22 protein-coding genes are annotated in these 22,184 nt (G+C 70.8%); 6 read left to right on the top strand and 16 right to left on the bottom strand.

What is annotated here, in order from left to right; translation table 11 throughout:
* Position 1: 1 nt before the first annotated feature.
* Together R2B38_RS30800 and R2B38_RS30795 are read right to left on the bottom strand one after the other, a co-directional pair.
* Positions 2-1,249 (bottom strand): spermidine/putrescine ABC transporter substrate-binding protein, encoded by a 1,248-nt coding sequence (locus tag R2B38_RS30800; RefSeq protein ID WP_318019130.1) that lies wholly within the window; start codon positions 1,247-1,249, stop codon positions 2-4.
* Between the two features lie 56 nt (positions 1,250-1,305).
* Positions 1,306-2,841, bottom strand: a complete 1,536-nt coding sequence (locus R2B38_RS30795; RefSeq protein WP_318019129.1) for a gamma-aminobutyraldehyde dehydrogenase — start codon at positions 2,839-2,841, stop codon at positions 1,306-1,308.
* A 211-nt stretch (positions 2,842-3,052) separates the two neighbouring features.
* Here R2B38_RS30795 and R2B38_RS30790 point away from each other — a divergent pair, with 211 nt between their 5' ends.
* On the top strand, positions 3,053-3,652 hold the full coding sequence (locus R2B38_RS30790; protein ID WP_318019128.1) for an NADAR family protein: 600 nt from the start codon (positions 3,053-3,055) through the stop codon (positions 3,650-3,652).
* A 493-nt stretch (positions 3,653-4,145) separates the two neighbouring features.
* On the opposite strand, the gene R2B38_RS30785 is transcribed toward R2B38_RS30790, so the two are convergent.
* Entirely contained in the window at positions 4,146-4,556 is a 411-nt protein-coding gene (locus R2B38_RS30785; protein ID WP_318019127.1) for a DUF4190 domain-containing protein, read from the bottom strand.
* A gap of 1,185 nt (positions 4,557-5,741) precedes the next feature.
* On the opposite strand from R2B38_RS30785, the gene R2B38_RS30780 reads away from it, so the two are divergent.
* Entirely contained in the window at positions 5,742-6,809 is a 1,068-nt protein-coding gene (locus tag R2B38_RS30780) for an adenosine deaminase (protein ID WP_318019126.1), read from the top strand.
* A 36-nt stretch (positions 6,810-6,845) separates the two neighbouring features.
* On the top strand, positions 6,846-7,532 hold the full coding sequence (locus R2B38_RS30775) for a glycerophosphodiester phosphodiesterase (protein ID WP_318019125.1): 687 nt from the start codon (positions 6,846-6,848) through the stop codon (positions 7,530-7,532).
* On the opposite strand, the gene R2B38_RS30770 is transcribed toward R2B38_RS30775, so the two are convergent.
* The gene (locus R2B38_RS30770; RefSeq protein ID WP_318021839.1) at positions 7,516-8,190 is read right to left on the bottom strand and encodes an NADPH-dependent F420 reductase; all 675 of its coding nucleotides are present in this window, start codon (positions 8,188-8,190) and stop codon (positions 7,516-7,518) included. The two genes, R2B38_RS30775 and R2B38_RS30770, sit on opposite strands and share 17 nt — an antisense overlap.
* A 36-nt stretch (positions 8,191-8,226) precedes the next feature.
* Here R2B38_RS30770 and R2B38_RS30765 point away from each other — a divergent pair, with 36 nt between their 5' ends.
* Complete coding sequence (locus R2B38_RS30765; protein ID WP_318021838.1) at positions 8,227-8,613, top strand: helix-turn-helix domain-containing protein; 387 nt, start codon at positions 8,227-8,229, stop codon at positions 8,611-8,613.
* Here the strand turns inward: R2B38_RS30765 and R2B38_RS30760 are convergent.
* Together R2B38_RS30760 and R2B38_RS30755 are read right to left on the bottom strand one after the other, a co-directional pair.
* A complete protein-coding gene (locus R2B38_RS30760) occupies positions 8,595-10,676 on the bottom strand; it encodes a sigma-70 family RNA polymerase sigma factor (protein ID WP_318019124.1) in 2,082 nt (693 codons plus the stop codon). The two genes, R2B38_RS30765 and R2B38_RS30760, sit on opposite strands and share 19 nt — an antisense overlap.
* A gap of 32 nt (positions 10,677-10,708) precedes the next feature.
* Entirely contained in the window at positions 10,709-11,998 is a 1,290-nt protein-coding gene (locus R2B38_RS30755; RefSeq protein WP_318019123.1) for an alginate lyase family protein, read from the bottom strand.
* 319 nt (positions 11,999-12,317) lie between these two features.
* On the opposite strand from R2B38_RS30755, the gene R2B38_RS30750 reads away from it, so the two are divergent.
* Complete coding sequence (locus R2B38_RS30750) at positions 12,318-13,469, top strand: serine hydrolase domain-containing protein (RefSeq protein ID WP_318019122.1); 1,152 nt, start codon at positions 12,318-12,320, stop codon at positions 13,467-13,469.
* Here the strand turns inward: R2B38_RS30750 and R2B38_RS30745 are convergent.
* The 9 genes from R2B38_RS30745 to R2B38_RS30705 all read right to left on the bottom strand — a co-directional run bounded on the left by R2B38_RS30745 (position 13,462) and on the right by R2B38_RS30705 (position 20,792).
* Positions 13,462-13,989 (bottom strand): hypothetical protein, encoded by a 528-nt coding sequence (locus R2B38_RS30745; RefSeq protein ID WP_318019121.1) that lies wholly within the window; start codon positions 13,987-13,989, stop codon positions 13,462-13,464. The genes R2B38_RS30750 and R2B38_RS30745 overlap by 8 nt on opposite strands.
* Positions 13,990-14,020: 31 nt before the next feature.
* Positions 14,021-14,323, bottom strand: coding sequence for a nitroreductase family protein (locus R2B38_RS30740; protein WP_318019120.1), 303 nt, complete (start codon positions 14,321-14,323; stop codon positions 14,021-14,023).
* A gap of 28 nt (positions 14,324-14,351) precedes the next feature.
* Positions 14,352-15,971 carry a carboxylesterase/lipase family protein gene (locus tag R2B38_RS30735; protein ID WP_318019119.1) on the bottom strand — a complete coding sequence of 540 codons (1,620 nt, stop codon included), beginning with the start codon at positions 15,969-15,971 and terminating at the stop codon, positions 14,352-14,354.
* A gap of 134 nt (positions 15,972-16,105) precedes the next feature.
* On the bottom strand, positions 16,106-16,594 hold the full coding sequence (locus R2B38_RS30730) for a hypothetical protein (protein WP_318019118.1): 489 nt from the start codon (positions 16,592-16,594) through the stop codon (positions 16,106-16,108).
* Positions 16,578-17,069, bottom strand: a complete 492-nt coding sequence (locus R2B38_RS30725; RefSeq protein ID WP_033282606.1) for an RNA polymerase sigma factor — start codon at positions 17,067-17,069, stop codon at positions 16,578-16,580. The genes R2B38_RS30730 and R2B38_RS30725 overlap by 17 nt, the downstream gene beginning before the upstream one ends.
* Before the next feature lie 47 nt (positions 17,070-17,116).
* Positions 17,117-17,728 (bottom strand): class F sortase, encoded by a 612-nt coding sequence (locus tag R2B38_RS30720; RefSeq protein ID WP_318019117.1) that lies wholly within the window; start codon positions 17,726-17,728, stop codon positions 17,117-17,119.
* Positions 17,725-18,102 (bottom strand): sortase-dependent protein, encoded by a 378-nt coding sequence (locus R2B38_RS30715; RefSeq protein ID WP_318019116.1) that lies wholly within the window; start codon positions 18,100-18,102, stop codon positions 17,725-17,727. The genes R2B38_RS30720 and R2B38_RS30715 overlap by 4 nt, the downstream gene beginning before the upstream one ends.
* 144 nt (positions 18,103-18,246) lie before the next feature.
* Positions 18,247-19,677 (bottom strand): dihydrolipoyl dehydrogenase, encoded by a 1,431-nt coding sequence (gene lpdA, locus R2B38_RS30710; RefSeq protein WP_318019115.1) that lies wholly within the window; start codon positions 19,675-19,677, stop codon positions 18,247-18,249.
* A gap of 95 nt (positions 19,678-19,772) precedes the next feature.
* Positions 19,773-20,792 (bottom strand): ABC transporter permease, encoded by a 1,020-nt coding sequence (locus tag R2B38_RS30705; protein ID WP_318019114.1) that lies wholly within the window; start codon positions 20,790-20,792, stop codon positions 19,773-19,775.
* Between the two features lie 167 nt (positions 20,793-20,959).
* Here R2B38_RS30705 and R2B38_RS30700 point away from each other — a divergent pair, with 167 nt between their 5' ends.
* On the top strand, positions 20,960-21,409 hold the full coding sequence (locus tag R2B38_RS30700; protein WP_318019113.1) for a MarR family winged helix-turn-helix transcriptional regulator: 450 nt from the start codon (positions 20,960-20,962) through the stop codon (positions 21,407-21,409).
* Between the two features lie 40 nt (positions 21,410-21,449).
* Here the strand turns inward: R2B38_RS30700 and R2B38_RS30695 are convergent, their stop codons facing one another.
* Positions 21,450-22,163: a GntR family transcriptional regulator gene (locus R2B38_RS30695; protein WP_318019112.1), complete on the bottom strand. Its 714-nt coding sequence runs from the start codon at positions 22,161-22,163 to the stop codon at positions 21,450-21,452.
* Between the last annotated feature and the right edge of the window lie 21 nt (positions 22,164-22,184).

The following is a 22,184-nucleotide window of genomic DNA, read 5'->3' as shown; positions in this document are numbered from 1 at the left end:
GTCACGCCCCTGTGAGCTTTGCGAACTTCTGCTGGTATGACGTCTCTTCCTTCGAGCTCAGGGAGCGGAAGGCGTGCGACTTGGCGGCCATGGCCTTGTCGGGGAGGATCAGCGGGTTGCTCGCCGCCGACTTGTCGATCTTGGCGAGGTAGGGCTTCACGTCCGCGACCGGGCTGACGTAGTTGACGTAGGCGGCGAGTTCGGCGGCCGGCTCGGGCTCGTAGTAGTAGTCGATGAGCCGCTCGGCGTTCGTCTTGTGGCGCGCCTTGTTGGGGATCAGCATGTTGTCGGTCGACGTCATGTAGCCGGCGGCGGGGATGACGTAGCCGACGTCCGGGTTGTCCGCCTGGAGTTGGACGATGTCGCCGCCCCAGGCGACGCACGCGGCGAAGTCGCCCTTGGTGAGGTCGGACGTGTAGTCGTTGCCGGTGAAGCGGCGGATCTGGCCCTTGTCGACGGCCCTCTGGAGGCGGGCGATGACCGCGTCGTAGTCGTCGGTGGTGAACTTCGCCGGGTCCTTGCCCATGTCGAGCATGGTCATGCCGACGCTGTCGCGCATCTCGGTGAGGAAGCCGACGCGGCCCTTGAGCTTGGGGTTGTCGAGCAGGTCGGAGATCGACTTCACCTCGATGCCGTCGAGCGCCTTCTTGTTGTAGGCGATGACGGTCGAGATGCCCTGCCATACGTACGAGTACGCCCGGCCCGGGTCCCAGTCGGGGCTGCGGAACTGGTCCGAGAGGTTGGCGTAGGCGTGCGGCAGATTGGACGCGTCCAGCTTCTGCACATACCCCAGCCGGATCATGCGGGCGGCCAGCCAGTCGGTGAGGACGATGAGGTCACGGCCGGTGGACTGGCCGGCGGCGAGCTGCGGCTGGATCTTGCCGAAGAACTCGTCGTTGTCGTTGATGTCCTCGGTGTACTTGACCTTGATGCCGGTCCGCTTGGTGAACGCGTCCAGGGTCGGACGGTGGTTGCCGCTCTCGTCCGTGTCGATGTACTCGGGCCAGTTCGAGAAGTCGATCTCCTTCTCCGTGGCCGAGTGGTCGTCGGCGGACACGCCGCCCTGCGTCTTGCCTGCCGCGGGGATCCCGCAGCCGCTCAGGGCGCCGAGTCCGCCGACCGCGAGCGCGCCGCCCGCGGAGGCGCGCAGCACCGAACGGCGGGTCAGCGCGGACCGGCTCTTGCGGAAGCTGCGCCGCACGGCGGCCACTTCGGCCGGGGTCAGGCGGTCGGGCTCGTACTGCTTCATGCGCGTGCTGCCCTTTCGGGAGGAGACGGCCGCGGCTTCGGCGGCCGTCAGTTCTGCTATCGGTCCCCGAAGATCGTGCGGTGCCAGTCCTTGCGGGCCACCGCCGTGTTGTCGAACATGACGTGCTTGATCTGGGTGTACTCCTCGAACGAGTAGGCGGACATGTCCTTGCCGAAGCCGGACGCCTTGTATCCGCCGTGGGGCATCTCGCTGATGATCGGGATGTGGTCGTTGATCCACACGCAGCCGGCCTTGATCTCGCGGGTCGCGCGATTGGCCCGGTAGACGCCCTGGGTCCACGCGGAGGCGGCGAGGCCGTACGGGGTGTCGTTGGCGAGCGCGATGCCTTCGTCGTCGGTGTCGAAGGGGAGCACGACGAGCACCGGGCCGAAGAGCTCCGACTGCACGATCTCGCTGTCCTGGGCGGCGTCCGCGACCAGGGTGGGGCGATAGTACGCGCCGTTCTTGAGATCTCCCTGAGGAGCCTCGCCGCCGGTGACCACGCGCGCGTAGCCACGCGCCCGGTCGACGAACCCGGCGACACGGTCGCGCTGGACGTGCGAGATCAGCGGCCCGAGGTCGGTGCCCGGGGCGAAGGGGTCGCCGACCCGGACGCCCGCCATGAGGGCGGCCGTCTTCTGGACGAACGCGTCGTAGAGGGGCCGCTGCACGTACGCGCGCGTGGCGGCCGTGCAGTCCTGCCCGGTGTTGATGAGCGAACCGGCGACGGCTCCGTTGACGGCGGCTTCGAGATCGGCGTCGTCGAAGACCACGAAGGGTGCCTTGCCGCCGAGTTCCAGGTGGAGGCGCTTGACGGTGGCGGTGGCGATCTCGGCGACGCGCTTGCCGACGGCGGTGGACCCGGTGAAGGAGGTCATGGCCACGTCGGGATGCCCGACGAGGTGCTCACCGGCGACCTTCCCCGTCCCCGTGATGATGTTGATGACACCGTCCGGGATGCCGGCCTCGGTGGCGGCCTGGGCGAACATCAGCGAGGTGAGCGGGGTCAGCTCGGCGGGCTTCAGGACGATCGTGTTGCCCGCGGCGATCGCCGGGAGGATCTTCCAGGCGGCCATCTGGAGGGGATAGTTCCAGGGCGCGATGGAGCCGACGACGCCGATGGGTTCACGGCGTACGTACGAGGTGTGGTCGCCGGAGTACTCACCGGCGGACTGCCCCTGCAGATGCCGTGCGGCACCGGCGAAGAAAGCCGTGTTGTCGATGGTCCCCGGGACGTCGAACTCGCGGGTCAGCTTGAGGGGCTTGCCGCACTGGAGGGACTCGGCGCGGGCGAAGTCGTCCGCGCGCTCGGCCAGTACGGCGGCGAAGCGGTGCAGGGCGTCGGAGCGTTCGCCGGGGGTGGCGCCGGACCAGGCCGGGAACGCGGCGCGGGCCGCGGCGACGGCCGCGTCCACGTCTGCCGTCCCGGCCAGCTCGTAGGTGTAGACGTCCTCGCCGGTGGCCGGGTCGACGACGGCGTGGGTGTGGCCCGAGGTGCCCTTGGTGAGGCGGCCCGCGATGAACTGCGCGCCGTCCGCGAAGTACTCCTGTGCGGGGAATCGGTCCGGGGTGACGCTGCCCGGGTTGTGCATGTCGCTCTCCTCCGCCTTCGCCCCGCTTCGTCCGCTGGCGGGTGGCGTAGCTCCAGCTCGATTTGAATGCCGATCCTGACAGAGCAAAGGGACTCCAACAAGTGATTCCGTTGTTGCCTTTTGGTTACGCGACGGAATCTGTCGACCAGGTGTCGAGTCCTCATGGAAAAGGGGGGACGGAGTGTCAGTGGTGCCTGCAAGACTCGCGTGTATGGACGAGATCACGGGGAAGCTCGCGGCGGGGGCCGTGGAAAAGATCGATTCGCGGGAAGCGCTGATCAGGGAAGTGCGGGCAGGGGTGAGAGTCAAGTACCTGCACTTCTGGGGGCACCGGCCGCGCCCGGACGGGGGTGTGAGCGCGAGCTGTCTGAGTCAGTGGTGGCCGTCGCCGTTCACCGTGGACGGGGTGTCGTATGCGACTGCCGAGCACTGGATGATGGCGGGGAAAGCGCGGCTGTTCGGCGACGGGGACGCGCTTGCGCGGGTGCTGGGTGCGGGGCATCCGGCCGAGGCGAAGAAGGCGGGGCGGTTGGTGCGGGGGTTCGACGAGGGGGTCTGGGCTCGGGAGCGGTTCGGGATCGTCGTCGAGGGGAGCGTGCGGAAGTTCTCGGCGGATGAGGGGCTGCGGGGGTTCTTGCTGGGGACGGGTGAGCGGGTGTTGGTGGAGGCGAGTCCTGTTGACCGGGTGTGGGGGATTGGGCTGGCTGCGGATGATGTGGCGGCGGGGGATCCTGAGCGGTGGCGGGGGGCTAATTTGTTGGGGTTTGCGTTGATGGTGGCGCGGGGGCGGTTGCGGGAGCGGGAGGGGTAAGGGGAGGGCAGGGGGTGGGGGGGTTGGGCTGGTTGCCGGGTGCGGGTGCGTGAGGGGTGACGGGGCGGGGGCCGGGGGGCTTGGGATCGCTGCCGGGTGCGGGTGGGTGGGGGCTGGTCGCGCAGTTCCCCGCGCCCCTGAGGGGATCGGGGCGGGCCGGGACAGAAGGCACGGGAACGCGGGGGCGCGGGAGCGCGGGGGTCGTCGGTGGGGTCGGGGTCGTGGCGGTACGGCCAGCCCGCCGCCTGCGGGGCCCCTCGGTCCACTACCACGGCTGGGCGGGGTTGGTGCCGGGTACGCGGCGGGCTTTGCCATACCGCCACGACCCGCTCCCGTCTCGTCGGCGGCTGCGGGTGCGTGGGCCATCCCGGCTGGTGCCCGACGGGGATACGCGATCACGGGCAGGGGCATGGGCATGGGGACACCCACGGGGAGCCAGTGCGGGTCGGCTGCCGTGGGTGTGAGGTGGGGTTTCTGCCTGGGCGCGGGGGGGTCAGGTCTGGGGCAGGGCCGGGGCGGTCAGGCTGGGGGCGGAGTTGTAGAAGGGGTCGGAGTCCGTGGTGTCGGTGCTGTCGCCGTGGTTGATGGCGAACACGATGGTGACGATCAGCGCGGCGACCGTGAGAACACCCAAGGCTGTTCCGATGATGCCCGTGATGAAACCCGCCTGGGCCTGACCGCGGTTCGTGGCCTCGCCCCGGTCGGCGCGCTTCTTGCCCTTGACGCCGAGGATGATCGCGGTGACGCCGAGGACCAGGGAGACGATGCCGTAGACGCAGAACAGGCAGCAGGACAGGATGCCCAGCACCATCGCCGCGGTGCCCATGTTGTTCTGCGGGGCCATCGGCATACCGGGCCAGCCGTAGCCCTGCGGGTAACCGGGGTAGCCGTAGCCGTTGGACATGCCGGGGGCGCCTGGCATTCCCGGGCCGCCGGGCATTCCGGGGCCGGGGCCGTTCGGTGGGCCGGGCTGGGCGTAGCCGCCGGGGGTGTTGGGCTGGGCGTAGCCGGGGGCGCCGTAGGCGGGCAGGCCTGGGGGTGTGCCGGGTGGGCCGTAGCCGGGGGTGCCGGGGGCCGCGCCGGGCGCGGGGCGGCGGAAACTGGCGGGGCGAAGCCCTCGGCCGGCATGGCGGTCACCGTGGCCTGGTTGTGCACGGACGGTGACTGCGGCGGAGGCTGCTGCTGGTCCTGCGGAGCGGCCCACTGCCCAGGGGCGGGCTGCGGCGGCACACCCTTCTCCAGCGACGGCTTGCTCTCCGGCGGTGCCCACGGGTCACGGTTCGCCCCCGCGTCCGCTCCCGCACCTGCGTCCGGTTGTGTCTCGTCCCCCACGTCGTGTCCCCGTCCCCGTCGGTCGATCGTCAGACAGACCATGCTAGAGCGTCCCCGGGCCAGTTCCGCCACACGGGCTGCCCCGGACGCCGTCGGCATCCCCGGACCCCAACCCCTTGTAAAACTCCGCCCCCACCCGGTGGGTGTTCCCGTGCCTGTGATCGCGTATCCCCGCCCGGAACAGGCCGGGATGGCCCACGCACCCGCAGCCGCCGACGAGACGGGAGCGGGTCGTGGCGGTACGGCGCAGCCCGCCGCGTACCCGGCACCGACCCCGCTCGACCGTGATCGCGTATCCCCGCCCGGCACAAGCCGGGATGGCCCACGCCCCCGCAGCCGCCGACGAGACGGGAGCGGGTCGTGGCGGTACGGCGCAGCCCGCCGCGTACCCGGCACCAACCCCGCCCAGCCGTGGTAGCGGACCGAGGGGCCCCGCAGGCGGCGGGCTGGCCGTACCGCCACGACCCCGACCCCACCGACCAGCTCTGCGCGCCCGCACCCTCTGACCCGGCCCACCCCGACCCCCTCAGGGGCGCGGGGAACTGCGCGACCAGCCCCCACCCACCCGCACCCGGCAACCAGCCCAAACCACCCCGCCCCCACCCCGTCACCCCTCACACACCCGCACCCGCACCCGGCAACCAGCCCAAACCACCCACCCCTCCCCACCCCGGCCTACGATGATCCCGAGTCATCGATCAGCCGATCACCCGCGTCCCGCACGGCACCGCCCGGGACGCCGTTCCGGGGAGGAACCTTGTCCGACCACCGCGCCGCACCCGCCGCCGGTCAGGCCCGTGACCTGCACGCCTTTATCGCCGGGCTGCCGAAGGCCGAACTGCATGTCCATCACGTCGGCTCCGCCTCCCCGCGGATCGTCTCGGAGCTGGCCGCCCGGCACTCCGACTCCAGGGTGCCCACCGACCCCGAGGCCCTGGTCGACTACTTCAGCTTCACGGACTTCGCGCACTTCATCGACGTGTATCTGTCCGTCGTGGATCTGATCCGCACGCCCGAGGACGTACGGCTGCTGACCTACGAGGTCGCCCGCGACATGGCCCGACAGCAGGTGCGGTACGCCGAGTTGACCATCACGCCGTTCTCCTCGACCCGGCGCGGGATCGACGAGCGGGCCTTCATGGACGCGATCGAGGACGCCCGCAAGGCGGCCGAGGCGGAGTTCGGGACCGTGCTGCGGTGGTGCTTCGACATCCCCGGTGAGGCCGGGCTCGAAGCCGCCGAGGAGACCGTGCGGCTCGCCACCGAGGACCGGGTACGGCCGGAGGGGCTCGTGTCGTTCGGGCTCGGCGGGCCCGAGATCGGGGTGCCGCGGCCGCAGTTCAAGCCGTACTTCGACCGGGCCATCGCCGCCGGCCTGCACTCCGTGCCGCACGCCGGTGAGACCACCGGCCCCGAGACGGTCTGGGACGCCCTGAACGACCTGCGCGCCGAGCGCGTCGGCCACGGCACCACCTCCGCCCAGGACCCCAAGCTGCTCGCGCACCTCGCCGAGCACGGGATCGCGCTGGAGGTCTGCCCGACCTCCAACATCGCCACCCGCGCGGTCCGCACGCTCGACGAGCACCCGATCAAGGAGTTCGTCAGCGCCGGGGTCCTCGTCACGATCAACTCCGACGACCCGCCGATGTTCGGCACCGACCTCAACAACGAGTACGCGGTCGCCGCCCGCCTCCTCGACCTGGACGAACGCGGTGTCGCCGACCTCGCGAAGAACGCCGTACAGGCCTCCTTCCTGGACGCGGCCGGCAAGACCCGTATCAACGACGAGATCGACACCTACACCTCGACGTGGCTCGCCCCCTGACAACCGGCGCGCCCTGACAACCAGCAGAATGGGCCCATGCAGAACGTGACCGCCGTGGGCCATCGCGGCGACCCCTACCGTGTCCGCGAGAACACCATCGACTCGCTGCGTTCCGCGCTCGACCAGGGCGCGGACGCCGTCGAGTTCGACGTACGGCTGACCCGTGACGGCGTCCCCGTGCTGCTGCACGACGAGACGCTGAAACGGCTGTGGGAGCTGGAACGGCCGCTGAAGTCGCTGTCGGTGGACGAGGTGCGCGGGCTCACGGAGGGCCGGGTGCCGACGCTGGTCGAGGCGCTCGCCGCGACCGAGGGCAGCCGCGTGATGGTCGACCTGCCGGGGCCCGCCGACCCGCGCGCCGCGCGCCGGATCGTGGACGAGATCCGCGAGTACGGGGCGGAGGACCGGGTGTACTACTGCGCGGGCGCCGACGCCATGCTCGCCGTCCGCGCGGCCGACCCGTCCGCCGAGATCGCCCTGACCTGGACCTCGCTCGCTCCCCCGCGCCCCGCGGTCCTCGAAGCGGTACGGCCGCGCTGGCTCAACTACCGCTTCACACTGGTCGATCGGGACCTCACGGCCCGCGTCCACCGCGACGGCTACCTCCTCTCCGTCTGGACCCCGGACACCCGCCGCTCGATGCGCCGCCTCCTCGACATGGGCGTCGACTCGATCACCACCAACCGCGTCGACGTACTCTGCGGGCTCAGGAAGAAGGGCTGAGGGACACCTCCGACACCTCCCGCCGCCCCGCCAACTCCTTTGGCGGGGCGATCGATTGGGCGTCCACTCCCTCCCCCGCCCACAGGCGGATCAGCAGTGCGGCGGTCGCCTCCAGCAGACCCGCGCCCTGTTCCAACTCCCCCGCCGCGAACGGCTCACAGCCCACATCCCGCACCAACTGCCCTACGACCGCGAGCGCTTCGGCGTCGTCCCCGCTCAACGGAACTCCGAGGGGGCGGCCGTCGAACACCGGGGGTGTCAGGCGCCAGACGTCCTCGTGGCAGAGGTTGAACGCCTTGACGACACGGGCCTCCGGGCCTGCGGCGGCGGCGAGTCGCGCTGCGGCTGAGGGACCGCCTGCGGTGAGCAGTCGGAAGCCCGCGCCGACGGGGTTCGTGCAGTCGATCAACACCCTTCCGGGCACGGTGACTTGTCGGGTCACCTCCGTCGCGGCGTCCCACGGCAACGCAACCAGTACGGCGCCGGTGCCGAAGTCGGCGGCCTCGCGGAGGCTGCCGGACAGGCCTCCCCGCCGCCGGGCCAGCGCCTCCGCCCTCCCCAAGTCCCGCCCGCCGAACAGCACTTCGTGTCCGGCTCGGATCCATTGCGTACCCAGGGCGTCCGCCATTCCGCCGGTGCCCAGAATTCCAATGCGCATCTTCATGCCATGACGGTAGGAAGCCGCTCGGGCACCATGTGGTGCGTGACCTCAGACGTGACGGACCAGACGAACTCGATGTTTCTCGCCGACTGTCGGGCCCGGCTCGCCTTCGATCTGTTGGGCAACACCTGGAACTGCGTGGTGATTTGGGCGCTACGGCACGGGCCTCGTCGGCCGGGTGAGCTGCGCGGGCTGATCGGCGGGATCAGCCAGAAGGTGTTGACGGAGACGCTGCGGCGGCTGGAGTTCAACGGGCTCGTGGCGCGGCGGTCGTACGGTGGTTCGCCGCCCCGTGTGGAGTACGAACTCACCGCGCTGGGGCGGACGTTGCTCGACCCGATCGACGCGTTCGGGGCGTGGGCGTTCGCGCACGGGGACGAGGTCATGGCCGCGCAGGACGACTACACCCGGGACTCCTGAGCCACGGTCGCCGGGTCGGCCGGAGTACTGCGGGTGACGTACTGGGGTACCGGGGCGTCGTCCTTTCCGGTGTCGCGGGTCAGGCCGTAGCGGGTCGCGCCCTGGGTGGGGCCGGTGGTGATGTCCTGCTCCACGGCGTCCCAGGTGGTGGGGAAGACGTTGAGGCCGTAGTCGGCGCCGCGTTCGTTGACGGTGAGGGTGACTCTGCCGTCGACGTAGAAGTACTCGTTCTGCCACATCTGTTGGGTGCCGGTGGGCAGGACGTCGTAGCCGGTGGTGGAGCTGCCCATGCCGGTGGCGGTGGTGTCGGTGGGGCTGACCGGGTCGTCCATACGGCGGCCGCCGCCCGAGGCCACGTGGAACAGCTTGCCCTTCAGGGCGGTCCAACTCGGCATGACCAGCGCGCCGTTGCGGTACTGCGGCGAGATCTGCCAGCGGACGAGGACGTAACCCTGGCCGCTGAGCGTCACGTTGTCCCCGCGATGGTTCATCGTGGCGTGCGCGCCGCCGGTGCTGGTGACGCCGGAGGCGGGGCGGTGCGGGAGCGCCGCGGGCGGGGTACTGGGGTCCGGCGCCCGGTCCACGGCGTCGACGACCGAGCCGTAGGGGCCGGTGGCCGTCTTCGACGGGGAGGGGGAGGCAGACGGGGACACGGACGCGGACGCGGATCGTGACGGGGGCACGGTCGTCGGGGTGCCGGTTCCGGGGCCGGGTGCGGTGGCCGCGGCGGTGGGGGTGAGGGCCTTCGGGGGTGGGTCGTTCGGGGACTGGGTGACGACGTAGACGCCGCCCGCGGCTATCGTCGCGCCCGCCGCCACGGCGACGGCCGGCTTGGTCAGCACCCCGAGCAGCTTGGCGGACCAGCCGGCGGGAGCACCGGCCGAACCGGCGACTCCGGCGGAGCCTGCCGCTCCGGAAGCTCCCGCCGAACCCGCGACGCCGGACGCGCCCGCAGCCCCTGCCGAACCTCCGACGCCGGACGCACCAGCGGCCCCTGCCGCCCCTCCGATGCCTGAAGCTCCCGCCGCGCCGACGGTCCCGGCCGCTCCCGCCGAGCCCACGGAACCCGCCGCTCCTACGGCTCCCGCCGAGCCGACCGCGCCCGCGGAACCGACGGCACCCGCAGCACCCGCAACCCCGGCCGCCCCGGCGGAACCGGCAACACCAGACGCACCCACCGAGCCCGCGAACCCCGCCGCACCAGTCACCCCACCGGCACCCGCAACCCCGCCCACCCCACTCGCCCCAACCCCAAAGGCAGCCCCGGCGACCCCCGCCGCAGCCGCCGCCGTCTTCGCCCCGAAGGCCAGCGACAGCGTGAAGCCGAGTGGGAGCGGGACGAGGGCGATGCCGACGAGGAGGCGTTCCGCCGGTACGACGGACTCGCGGGGGTCGCCGCAGTAGGCGCAGCCGCGCAGGTGCCGGGCCAGGCGTTTGCGCCAGACCGAGTCGCGGCGGCCGTCCCAGCGGGCGGTGAGGTCGCGGAGGTCGGGGCAGGCGCCGTCGAGGGCGCGGACGACACCCCGGGCGGTCTCCAGGCGTTCCTTCATGCGCTGGACGCGGACCGCCGCGTGCTGGCGGCTGATGCCGAGCGCCGACGCCAGTTCGCGGCGGGTGAGTTCGCCCCCGACCTCCAGCCACCACAGGGAGAGGAGTTGGCGGTCCTCGTCGTCGAGCCAACGCACCGCCTCCGCGACCTCGCGCCGCTGGCCCTCCAACTGGAGCCGCAGGACGGTGAGTTCGGCGAAGTCGGCGGCGTCTCCCGGTAGCCCGTCCGGCAGTTGGTCGGGGGACTTCCGGCGGCGTGCCCGGTCCCGTATCTGGCGCATGGCGATCGCCACCAGCCAGGAGCGGAAGCTGTCGGGGTCGCGGAGCGAGCCGAGGTGGTCGACGGCGCGGAGCATCGTCTCCTGGACCACGTCGTCCACGTCGGCATGGCCGTTGAGGGCGCGGCCGACCACGTTGTAGACCAACGGCAGCCAGCCCGCGACCAGTTCGTCCAGTGCCCGCCGGTCACCGGCCTGCGCCGCCGCGATGGTGGAGCGCCACTGCCGCCCGTCCATGTCGCTCCCCGCCCTCCCGGCCTCACCCGATGTCACTTGCTGTACAGCAGCGTCCCGAAGCCCAGTTGGTCGAAACCGCCGCTGTTCGGGCCGTAGTCGCCGCCACCGCCCTCCGCACGCACCTTCTCAGCCATGAGGGTGATGAACGGGGTGGAAAGGCGCCGTCGGCGGGCGTAGTGGTTGTACAGAATCTCCCAAACCGGGCGAACGGCGCCCCGGGCTATGTCGGAGATCACAGGCTGTTCCATGTACTTGCCGTTGCCCTGACCGCTGCGCCAGCCGTAGGTCGTGAAGGGCACGGCCGCGCCGAGGTTGTACTTGGCGACGTACTCGGCGGCCTTCATGAAGCGGTTGTCGAGGTAGCCGTAGAGGTCCACGTCCTGGTTCCAGGCCATCTCGCAGATCGCGCCCATGAGGCCCATGCCCATCATCGTGTGGCCCTGGTCGCGGCCGCTCTCCTGCCACTGGGCGAGGTTCTGGCCGGCGTAGACGAAGGGGATGGCGTGCCTGAACGAGCCGTTGCCCGCGCCGGACTTCATGTAGGTGACCGCGCGCTGGAAGGTGACGCGGTCGTCGCAGAGGATGCCGGTCGCCATGAGGGACGCGACGTTGCAGAGGTCCCAGTTCGCCCAGTAATTAGTGATGTTGGCGGTGTTGTGGCGGGTGAGGAAGTCGGTGTTCATCGGCGTGAACACCGTGCGCATCATCTTCTTGAAGCGGGCGAACTCAAACCGCGGGTGGTCGCGGACGAGTTCGGCGGCGTTCGCGAACTGGTAGCCGTAGATGCCGGCGGCCAGGAAGCGGTCGGCGTTGCCGTTGACCGAAGTGAGCGTGGCCGACCAGGCGTTGAGGATGGCGACGGCGGTGTCGCCGTTGGCCTTCGTGCCGCCGATCTTCCAGCGCAGGGCGTTCTGGTAGGCGGCGTGGATGTCGTTGTACATCGTGACGTAGTTCTGGCCGGTGCCTCCGCGTACGACGACGGCCTGCGGGCGGGGTACCCACGTGCTCGCGGAATGGCGGTTGTCGGTGAGCCGCGTCCAGCCCTTCAGCCAGGGGTCCTTGCGGGCGGCGACGCGGACCTTGGCGCGGTGCAGGTCGCCGGCGTTGTGCAGCATGCCCGGGTGCACGAGGGCCTGCGGGCGGGCGGTGGCGGTGCCGACTGCGGTGGCTGTACCGGTCTGCGCGGCGTCCGCCCCTCCCCCGGAGAACGCGGCGATCCCGCCGCCGACCACTCCCGCCGCCGCGACTCCGCCGCCGAGGGTGAAGAGGCCCCGGCGGGTGAGGCGGTGCTTGTTGGTGGGCTTGCGTGCGCTGGTGGCCATGTGGGTGGCTCCGGTGCGTGAGGAGACTGGGGACGCAGAGGGAGACGGAGTGAAGGCTTCCGCGATAACAGTTTTTCCGGCGCCGAGTTCAACGTCGGATTCGACGCCGGTTTCCATCCCGGTTTCAGCTCTGTCTCCAACTCCCGGTTCGCCACGCCGAGTTGCATCCCGTAGGGGGCATCCCCCACAACCCCATTGTCCTGTACGGCAGTTACTCCGGGCCGCACCAGGGTCGGCGCCCTCCTCGCCGACGATCCGCCTACGACCCCGCAGGACGAGGCTGAACACCGACACCCGCCGGAGACCCCAGGAGCAGCCGATGCGCCCCCGCCGTCGCACCACCGTCCTCACCGCCTCCCTCGTACTCGCCCTCGCGGCAGGCCCGTTGGCCGCTCCCGCGTTCGCCGCGCCCCCGTCGGCCACCGCACGGCGGACGACCGCGCCGGACGCCGAAGCACTGCGCGCCGCGCTCACCGGGCTCCCGAACTCCGACGCGACGGCGGCTCTCGTACGGGTGGGCGGCACCGACGGGACCTGGCGCGGCAGTTCGGGCGTGCACGACCTGGAGAGCGGCGCGGCCGCCGACCCCGACGCGCGCTTCCGGGCGGGTTCGACGACGAAGATCGTGACGGCGGCGACCGTGCTGCGGCTCGCGGCACGGGGGCAGGTCGACCTGGACGCCCCCATCCAGCACTACCTCCCGGGGCTCCTCACCAAGGCCTTCGAGCCCGTCTCCGTACGGCAGTTGCTGAACCACACCAGCGGCATCCAGGCCGGCGACGGCTTCGGGAACGCCTTCGAGGACCAGTACGCGCACCGCTTCGACACCCTCACGACGAGGCAGGTGGTGGCGTCGGCGGTGGCGAAGGGGCCGGAGTTCCGGCCGGGTGAGCAGCAGGACTACCTGAACATCAACTACACGATCCTCGGCCTGCTGATCGAAAGGGTGACGGGCCACTCGTACGCCTCGGAGGCCACCCGGCTCGTCCTTCACCCGGCGGGCATGCGGGACACGTACTTCCCCGGCACCGACCCGCGCATCCGGGGCCCGCACAACCACGGCTACCAGCTGGTCCAACAGGCCGACGGCACACCGGAGTTCGTGGACGTCACCGACTGGAACCAGGCGGACCGCTCGGCGGCCGGCGACATGATCTCGACGACCGCCGACCTGGAGCGGCTGATCACCTCGCTGTTCCGGGGCCGGATCGTGCCGGACCCGCAGCTGCGGGAGATGTTCACGGTCCCGGCGGGCATCGAGGGCGCCAGCTACAGCGCGGGGCTCCAGCGCTTCGAGTACGGCGGCAAGGTGTACTGGCTCAAGTCGGGCTCCCGGTACGGCTACAGCGCCGTCGTCCTCGCCACCCGCGACCTGTCCCGCACCCTCGTCTACTCGGTCAACTCCACGGACGCGAAGGGCGAGTCGATGAACGCGGTGGCGGAGCGGATCGCGCTGGCTGCGCTCAAGTAGCCGTCGCGAGGGCGGGAGTTGCCGCGAGCGTCACGGCCTCCAGTCGCTTGATCTTCCTCCGTACGACGTACAGCGGCACGATCCCGATGACCCCGAAGGACATGTCGATCACCGTCCACCAGAAGGGAATTCCGCGGATCGGCCCGCAGATCAGCGCGAGCGGGACGATCCCGGCGCAGGCGATCATCGCGAACTCGACGACCCAGATGTTGCGGACCGGGTCGCGGTAGGGGCCATAGAAGGCGACCGCGATGACGAGGTGGGCGAAGGCCAGCCAGTCGGTGCCGTAGAGGAGGAAGGGGTAGTCGGTGTCGGCGGTGTCGAGTCCCTGCCGTACCTGCACGATCCAGTCCATCAGGGTGGGCAGGTAGTGCGGTACGGACAGGGACCTCAACACGTCCTCGGTCCAGCGGAGTTCGTGGACCAGCGGGAAGGCGGTGGCGCCGCTGAGCACCAGGCAGACGACGAACAGGACCAGCCAGGCGCGGATGCCCTTCAGGAGGGCGGCTCTGTCGCTCATGGCAGCAGCGTACGCCGAGAATTGAACACGTTCAAAACAATCCCCTAGAGGCTTCTCGCGGGCAGCGGGCATGAAGCTCGGGATCGGAGACACCCGGCGTGCTCACCCCGGCCCGCCACACCTCCGCGAGGGCGGCCCGCCGCTCCGGGTCGGCGACGATGACGAAGTGCCCGCGCTGACGGTTGCGTCCGGTCGACGCCTGTACCGCCAAGTCGACGCATTCTTTGAGGAGTTGACGGGGCACGGGCCGGGTGAGGTCGAGGCGGTGACGGACGGCCGGCATCACGGTGGCCGCCGTCGCCGTCCGCCGCGTGCTCGACGAGTCGTCGGGCACGGGGCGGCCGTGACGGCGGGTGTCGTCGCTACGACCCGAGGCTCCGCCAGAAGTCCAGGTCGTGCTCCTGCGCGAAGTCCCCTGTGACCTTGGAGCAGGCCGCCGGGGGCTTGTTGCTCGACGGTGCCGTGTCGCAGGCCTTCAGGGACATCAACTCCCCTGTCTTGGCGCTGTACTTCGGCCAGGTCGGGGTGCCGGAGCCGTTCGGGTCGCCCGTTGTGGTGAAGTGGTCCCAGAAGGTGATCATCTGGTGGGACAGCTCCAGTTGGTCGTCGTCGTACGGCAGGGTCTGGCCGAGGTAGTCCCAGAGGTAGCCGAGGTCGTCGACGTGGATGGCACCACCGAAGGGGAAGTCCCGTGCCGTGGCGCTCTGTTGCTGGAGGCGGTAGATCGAGGTGAAGTGCGGGGTGTCGCTCTCGGCGAACTCGTAGGCGTACGTCGGCACCCACCTCGACAGCCGTGCCATCAGCTGTTGGCGGTCGTAGGAGGTCGAGCCGTTCTGGACGGCGGTCCAGGCCTGGCCCGGGGTGGGATAGGCGGAGAGCGGGTACTCGGCGATGACCTTGTCGGCGTTGGTGCCGTACGTCGACTTCACGGCCTGGATGTACTGGTCGGCGGTCATCGGCGTGCCGAGGTAGTCGTAGGTCTGGAAGGTGAACAGGCCGCGTTCGCTGTTGGTCTGGCCGAGCATGACCGGGACCTTGGTGAAGTTGCCGGTCTGTACGGCCGTTCCCGGATCGAGCGGGAAGGCCGTGCCGCCTAGGGACGGGCGGACCGGGGCCTTCAGTTGGGCGGCGACGATCGCGGCGGCCGGTTTGGCGCGCAGGCAGGCGAGGACGTCGGAGGCGGTGGAGCAGCCGATCTCCTTGACGAAGGCCTGGCTCTGCGTCTCACCGGCCGCCGCCGACTGGAGGGCGCAGCCGCCGCTCATGATGACCGCCCGCGCGAACAGGCCCTTGGCGGTGGGCGAGGCGAGCTGGTCGCAGACCGAACTGCCGCCCGCGGACTGGCCCGCGATGGTGACGTTCCCGGCGTCGCCGCCGAAGCGCCCGATGTTGGACCGCACCCAGCGCAGTGCCGCCTGCTGGTCCAACAGGCCGTAGTTTCCGGCGCCGTTGGCGTTCTCGGCGCGGAGCTGGGGCAGGTTGAGGTAACCGAGCGGGCCCAGGCGGTAGTTGACGGTGACGACGATCGCGCCCGTCTGCTGGACGAACTTGCGCGGGTTGGTGTCCTGGCCGGCGCCGCCGGAGAAACCGCCGCCGTGGATCCACACGACGACCGGGGCGTCGGCCCGACTCCCTTGCGGGGCATAGACGTTGAGGTCGAGGCAGTCCTCGGTGGTGATCGTCTTCTCGTAGCCGGGGTCCCAGCCGGAGGCCTGGGCGCAGCGGTCACTGAAGCGGGTCGCGTCGCGGATGCCGCTCCAGGCGGAGGCGGGCCGAGGGGCGGTCCAGCGGTGGGCGGCGGTGGGGGTGGCGGCGTACGGGATGCCGAGCCATGCGTCGTATCCGGTCTGGGCCTGGCCCCTGACCTTGCCGGTGGCGGTGGACACCACCAGGGATGAGTGTGCCGAACTCCCTTGTGCGGGAGGGGACTTCAGTGCGTGGACGGCGATCGGGGACAGCAGCCCGAGGCCGAGCACGCTCACGGTTGCCAGAGTGGTGCGGACTCTACTGCGGAGTGTGGTCGTCCTTCCCATGACCCACTTGTGTAACGTCTCGGCAATATTGTCGGCAAGATGCGCGACAGGATTGGCTGCAAATGCCCCTGTGGGCGCAGTAGTTACTGCCCGGTCGTCGCCGAAGGTACCGACGTGGGTACCGACGAAGGTGCCGATGCCGATGCCGTCGGGGCCCTGGACGGCTCCATGGTGGGGACCGGCGTGCGGCTCGGGTTGCGGGAGGCGGTGGGGGAACTCTGGCTCGCGCTCGCCCTCGGGGAGGGAACCTGCGTCGCGGCCGGAGCCGGGGACGGCGGGGTCGTAGGAGCACTGCTCGCGGGAGGCGGGGCGAGCGGGACCGTGGGGGTCGTAGGAGAGTCGTGGTGGGCCAGGCGGAACGGGAGGGCCGCGAGGACGATCACCGCGCAGGTCGCGCCGGCGCCGACCGTCGCGCGGAGCAGGCGGCGGCGGTTCGCGCCGCGGCGGATCGTCTCGTAGCGGCCGGGGGGCGGGCCCAGGTACTCGGCGGAGGAGGGGCGCAGGATGACCGTGAGGGGGTCGTCGGGGTCGATGTCCGGGCCCTCGTCTCCCTCGTCAAAGTGTGTGGTCAAGGCTTCTCCTCAGATGGGCGCGGAGCAGTTCGCGGGCCGCGTGGAGGTCGGCCTTGATGGTTCCTTCCTTGCGTCCGGTCAGCACGGACACCTCCCGGATCGGCATGTCAGCGTAGTAGTGCAGGAGGATCGGGACGCGCAGTCGTTCGGGCAGCGACTGCACGAGCAGCCGTACGGAGGGGTCGGTCTGTTCGGTCGGCGGGCGGATCGCCTCCTCGGTGGTGACCCGGCGCACGGCCCGCCGCTCGCGCTCCAGTTTGCGCCAGTGGTCCCGGACGAGATTGGCCGCGGTGACGTAGAGGAAGCCGCGGGGTTCCGCCACCTTCGTCCACCGGGCCCAGAGCCGGGTGAACGCCTCGGAGGCGATCTCGTGCGCCGTCTCGTCGTCGTCGACGAGACGGCGGCACCAGCCGGCGAGGCGCGGGTAGACGGCGGCGAACAGTTCGGACGCTGCCCTCTCGCGGGACCGTTTCAACGCTCTCCATGGTCGTGACGTGCAAAGTGGCTACGGGGTACGGGAGTTCAGCCGGTCAGCGTGGCGAAGACGATCACGTTGTCGAGGTATCCCGTACCGGTGCGGGTCCCGCCGCAGGTGATGAGACGCAGTTCGGGACGGTCCACGTTCCCGTACACCTCGTCCGACGGGAACTCGGCCTTGGCGACCGTCCGTACGGTGGTGACGGTGAACGTGGCCGTCGTGCCGTTCTCCAGGCCCGCCTCGATCCGGTCGCCCGCGCGCAGCTTCGCGAGATGGCGGAAGACGCCGTCCCCGTAGGCGCCGACGGTCACATGCCCGAGGATCACCGACGGCCCGGTCTGGCCGGGTGTCGGCGAGTGCCGGTACCAGCCCGCCCGGTCGTGCGCGGCGATCGGCGGCACCTGGACGGTGCCGTCCGCCGCCAGCCCCAGCTGCATGACCGGGGTGTCGACCCCGATCGCCGGGACGCGCAGGGTGACCGGGACGGAGCGGGTGAGGGCGTGTGCCTTCTTGGCGCCGGGTTGCCGCGAGGGTGTCGAACTCCCTTGCGGGGCGGCGGAGTTCGCGGCCGGAGCGGTCGCGTGCCCGCCGCCGCAGCCGGTGAGCAGCGTCGCCGTCGCCGCGGTGACGAAGGCGCGCCTGGAGAGCGAGGTCATACGCCGGTCGTCCTCCGGCGCCGTACGACGACGAAGGCGCCGCCGCCGACGACCAGCGCGGCGGCTCCCCCGCCGACCAGCGCGGTCGTCAGGTCGCCGGACGACTTCGACTCCGTCGTGACGCCGGTGTCCGGGGCGCCGCTGGGAACCTCGGCGACCTGACTCGGGGCCCGGGTGGGCTCGGCGGACGGTACGGCGGAGGGTGCGCTGCTCGCGCTGCGGGTGGGTTCGGCGGTGGGGGCCGGGGTCGGCGCCTGGGTGGCGCTCGGCGCCGTGGACGGGGACGCGGAGGCCCCGGCCGCGAACGCGGGCGCGGTGGACGCCAGGACCGCGCCGCACGTGAGTGCCAGGGCGCTGAGGACAGTTCGGCGCATGGATCGCTCTCTCTCGTCGGCCGCCCCACCGGGTCCGTCGGACGACGGTTCGGCGGTGGGGCGGGTCAGTGATCGAGCGGAGAGACGAGGCAGCGGGAGGGCGGGTTGTAAAGAGCTGGCAAAGTCGGCCGGGGGCCGTCCGGCTCACATGTTGATCATGTGTCCCGCGAGGCCGTGCACCGCTTCCTTGACCGCCTCACCGAGCGTCGGGTGGGCGTGCACGTTGCGGGCGACCTCGTGGACGGTGAGGTCCCACTGCTGGGCCAGGGTGAGTTCGGGGAGGAGTTCGGTGACGTCGGGGCCGATGAGGTGGCCGCCGAGCAACTCGCCGTACTTCGCGTCGCTGATCAGCTTCACGAAACCGGTGGTGTCGCCGAGGCCGTGCGACTTGCCGTTCGCCGTGAACGGGAACTTCGCGACCTTGACGTCGTGCCCCAACTCCCGTGCCTGCGCCTCGGTGTAGCCGAAGCTGGCGATCTGCGGCTGGCAGTAGGTGGCGCGCGGGATCATCGCGTAGTCCAGCTCCATCGTCTCCGCGTCCGCGAGGGTCTCGGCGGCGATGATCCCCATCGACTCGGCGGCGTGCGCGAGCATCAGCTTCGCGGTGACGTCGCCGATGGCGTACAGGTGTGGGACGGACGTACGGCAGTGCCCGTCGACGTCGATCGCGCCGCGCTCGGTCAGCCGTACGCCCGTGTTCTCCAGGCCGTAGCCGGTGACGTTCGGGGCGAAGCCGATGGCCTGCAACACCTTGTCGGCTTCCAGGACTTGCTGGGCGCCGTCCTTGCCGGTGACCGTGACGCGGACCTGCGGGCCCGACTCGTCGATGGACTCGACGCGGGTGGAGGTGAGGACGTCGATGCCCAACTTGCGGTACTGCTTGGCGAGTTCGGTGGAGACCTCGATGTCTTCGAGGGGTGCCATCCGGTCCAGGAACTCGACGATCGTGACCTTCACGCCGTAGTTGTGGAGCACGTACGCGAACTCGATGCCGATGGCGCCCGCGCCCGCGATGACGATCGACCGCGGGAGGTCGTCGGCGAGGATCTGCTCCTCGTACGTCACGACGCGCGCGGTGCGCTTGGTGCCGGGCAGCAGCCTGGGGGTGGCGCCGGTCGCGATGACGCAGTTGTCGAAGCCGATGGTGCGCGACTCGCCGTCGTAGCCCGCCACTTGGAGCGTGTTCGCGTCGAGGAAGGTGCCGCGGCCGTCGATCTCCGTGATCTTGTTCTTCTTCATCAGGTAGTGGACGCCCTTGACCCGGCCGTCCGCGACCCGGCGGCTGCGGCGGAACGCCTCGCCGTAGTCGAAGGAGACCTCCCCCTCGACCTTGATGCCGAAGGTCTTCGCCTCGCGGGTGAAGATGTGCGCCAACTCGGCATTGCGCAACAGGGCCTTGGTCGGGATGCAGCCCACGTTCAGACAGACACCGCCCCAGTACTTCTCCTCGACCACGGCCACCCGCTTGCCGAGTTGGGCGGCGCGGACTGCGGCGACGTAGCCGCCGGGTCCCGCACCGAGTACGACGACGTCGAACCGCTCGTCCTGCGAGTCCCGCGCGTCCTGCTGGTCCATCGAAAGATCCTTTCCCACGGTGAGGTCCATGGCCTTCTGGAGATCCTCTACGTGTCCAGGATGCCGCGTTCGTCGGCGGATCTCGCGCGGCGAGGTCAGCCCACCGCCGGCTCGGGCTCCGGAACGTGCCTCTCCCCCGCGCCCGGCGCCGGAGTACCGCGCCGGTACACGTCCTTGAGGTAGAGCACGAGGACCGCGCCGAGCACCCACACCGGGAGGATCACCAGGGCGCGGGTCAGGCCGTCGTTCTGGAAGCGGGACAGGCCCTGCATCGCGCGGACGCCGACGCCCACCGGGAGGATCCCGGAGAGCGGGCGCAGCCAGCCCGGCAGATACGCCGACGGCATGATGCCGCCGCTGGTGCTGTTGCCGAGGATCAGCATGAGGATCGAGGCGAGGGTCACGCCCGCCGAGCCGAAGAGCCGCAGCAGGACCATGGTCGTGGCCGCTACGGCCGCGCCCATCAGGGAGATCACGACGACGAGCGGCAGGAAGGACCCGGGCAGCGCGCCGAAGCCCGTGCTTCCGGCGATGGTCGCGATCAGGAGGCCGCCGACGACGCCGAACAGGGCCAGGCTGGTCATCCGCCAGCGGTACTGAAGGCGGGGGGCGAGTTGATACGTCGTCATACCGAAGAGGTAGCCCGCGAGGACCAGGCCGAAGGCGGCGTAGAACACGGAGAGGCCTCGGGTGTCCCCCGCCGCGGCCGGAGCCACGTCCTCGACGGCGAGTTCGTGCTGCTCGGCGTGGGCCACGGTGCCGAAGGCGGTGGTCACGGTCGCGGTGACGGCGGCGCCGTTCGCGCTGCCGTAGAGGAGTTTTCCGTCGCCGAGGTAGGCCGCGTAGACCTTCCTGTCCTGTACGGCGTTCCGGGCGGCGGACTCGTCGGGGTAGGTCTCGACGGTGAAGCCGCCGGGGGCGACGCGCTCCAGGTCCTGGTTCAGGTGGGCCTGCGCGGTGCCTATCTCCGTTGTGCCGACGCGGAGTTGGTGCGGGCTCGGGGCGTGGAAGGCGGCGAGGTAGACGCTGACGAACACGGCGCCGATCAGCAGGACGACGGCCACGGGGAGCAGGACGGCGCGCGGATTTCCGGGGCCGGGGGGTGGGTGGGCCACGTCGAGGGCGTGCCTGTGCGGCTGTCGGGGGTGCTGGTGGTGCCGGTGACCGGTGTGGTGGCTTGCTGGGACATCGGGAGGGTCCTAGATCAGAAGGCGCTAGATTGGAAGGCAACTGATAATATTTGTACATCACCATCAGCTGCCTTACAAAAGAGGTCCACCCCGTGAACCATCCCGACCGCCGCACCGGGTACGTCACCTGGCAGATCGGCCAGATCATGGCGGCCCGGATGGAGCGCGCCCTGCGCCCGCTCCAGCTCACGCTCGCCCAGCACCGGGCCCTGATGCAGGCCGTCCTCGACCCGGGGGTCTCCAGCGCGACCGCCGCACGCAGGGCGGCGATCACCCCGCAGTCGATGGGCACGGCGGTCAACGGGCTGGTCGAGCGCGGGATGCTGGAGCGGCGTACGACACCCGGCGACCGGCGCACCCAGCGCCTGCACGCGACCGAGGCCGGTGTGCGGCTCGCGGCACAGGCCGCGGAGACGGTGGACGCCGCCCACGCCGAGGCGCTTCAGGCGCTGACGCCCGCGGAGCAGGAGCAGACGCACGCGCTGCTGCTCAAGCTGCTGGCGTCGCTGAACCCTTCCGCTCTGGAGGGCGACCCGTCCTGAAGGGCCGGAGGGCGACCTGACCTGAAGAGCCGGACCGGCGCTACTCCCAGACCACCACGTTGCGTCGCACCGGCACCGTCGAAGGACCGCTGGCGAACAGCTCCGGCGAGTGCGCCCGGATGCGCTCGATGTCGCTGAAGACGGCCCGGAGATGGGTGCGCATGGCGGCGCGGGCGAGCGGGATGTCACCGGCGACGACCGCGTCGTAGATCTCGCGGTGCTGGCGGGCGAAGACGGCCGGGGAGACGTTCTCGTGCAGGCCGAGGCGGCGGGCCCGGTCGAGGTGGCCCTTGGCGGCGGCGACGTTGGTCCACACGTTGCCGTGGCCGCTCAGCCGCATCAGGCCCTGGTGGAACGCCTCGTCGAGGTCGAAGAACTCCTCCAGGCCGAGGTCCGCGCGCTGCTGGCGGGCGAGGTTCTCGCGGAGTTCGCCGTCGACCTCGGGGTCGAGTGCGGCGGGCAGGTCGTCCAGCGAGGCGAGTTCGACGGCCTCCCGCAGGAACTGCGCGTCGGCGACCTGTGCCGGGTCCACCCGGGAGACGAACGAGCCGATCTTCGGGAAGACCTGCACCAGACCCTCCTGCGACAGCAGGATCAGGCTCTCCCGCACCGGGGTCCGGCTGACGCCGAGCGAGGCCGCGAGTTCGTTCTCCGACAGGGCGGCGCCCGGGGCGAGTTCGAGGGTCAGGACCATCTGACGCAGTTTCAGATAGATCGCGCGCCGACTGGTGCGGTCCCGATTCGAGTGAGCCATGCGGCCATCGTATCCGTGACA

Source organism: Streptomyces sp. N50, from assembly GCF_033335955.1.
Classification (GTDB): domain Bacteria; phylum Actinomycetota; class Actinomycetes; order Streptomycetales; family Streptomycetaceae; genus Streptomyces.
Note: the sequence above shows the minus strand (reverse complement) of the source record. Positions and strands in the feature narration are given on the sequence as shown.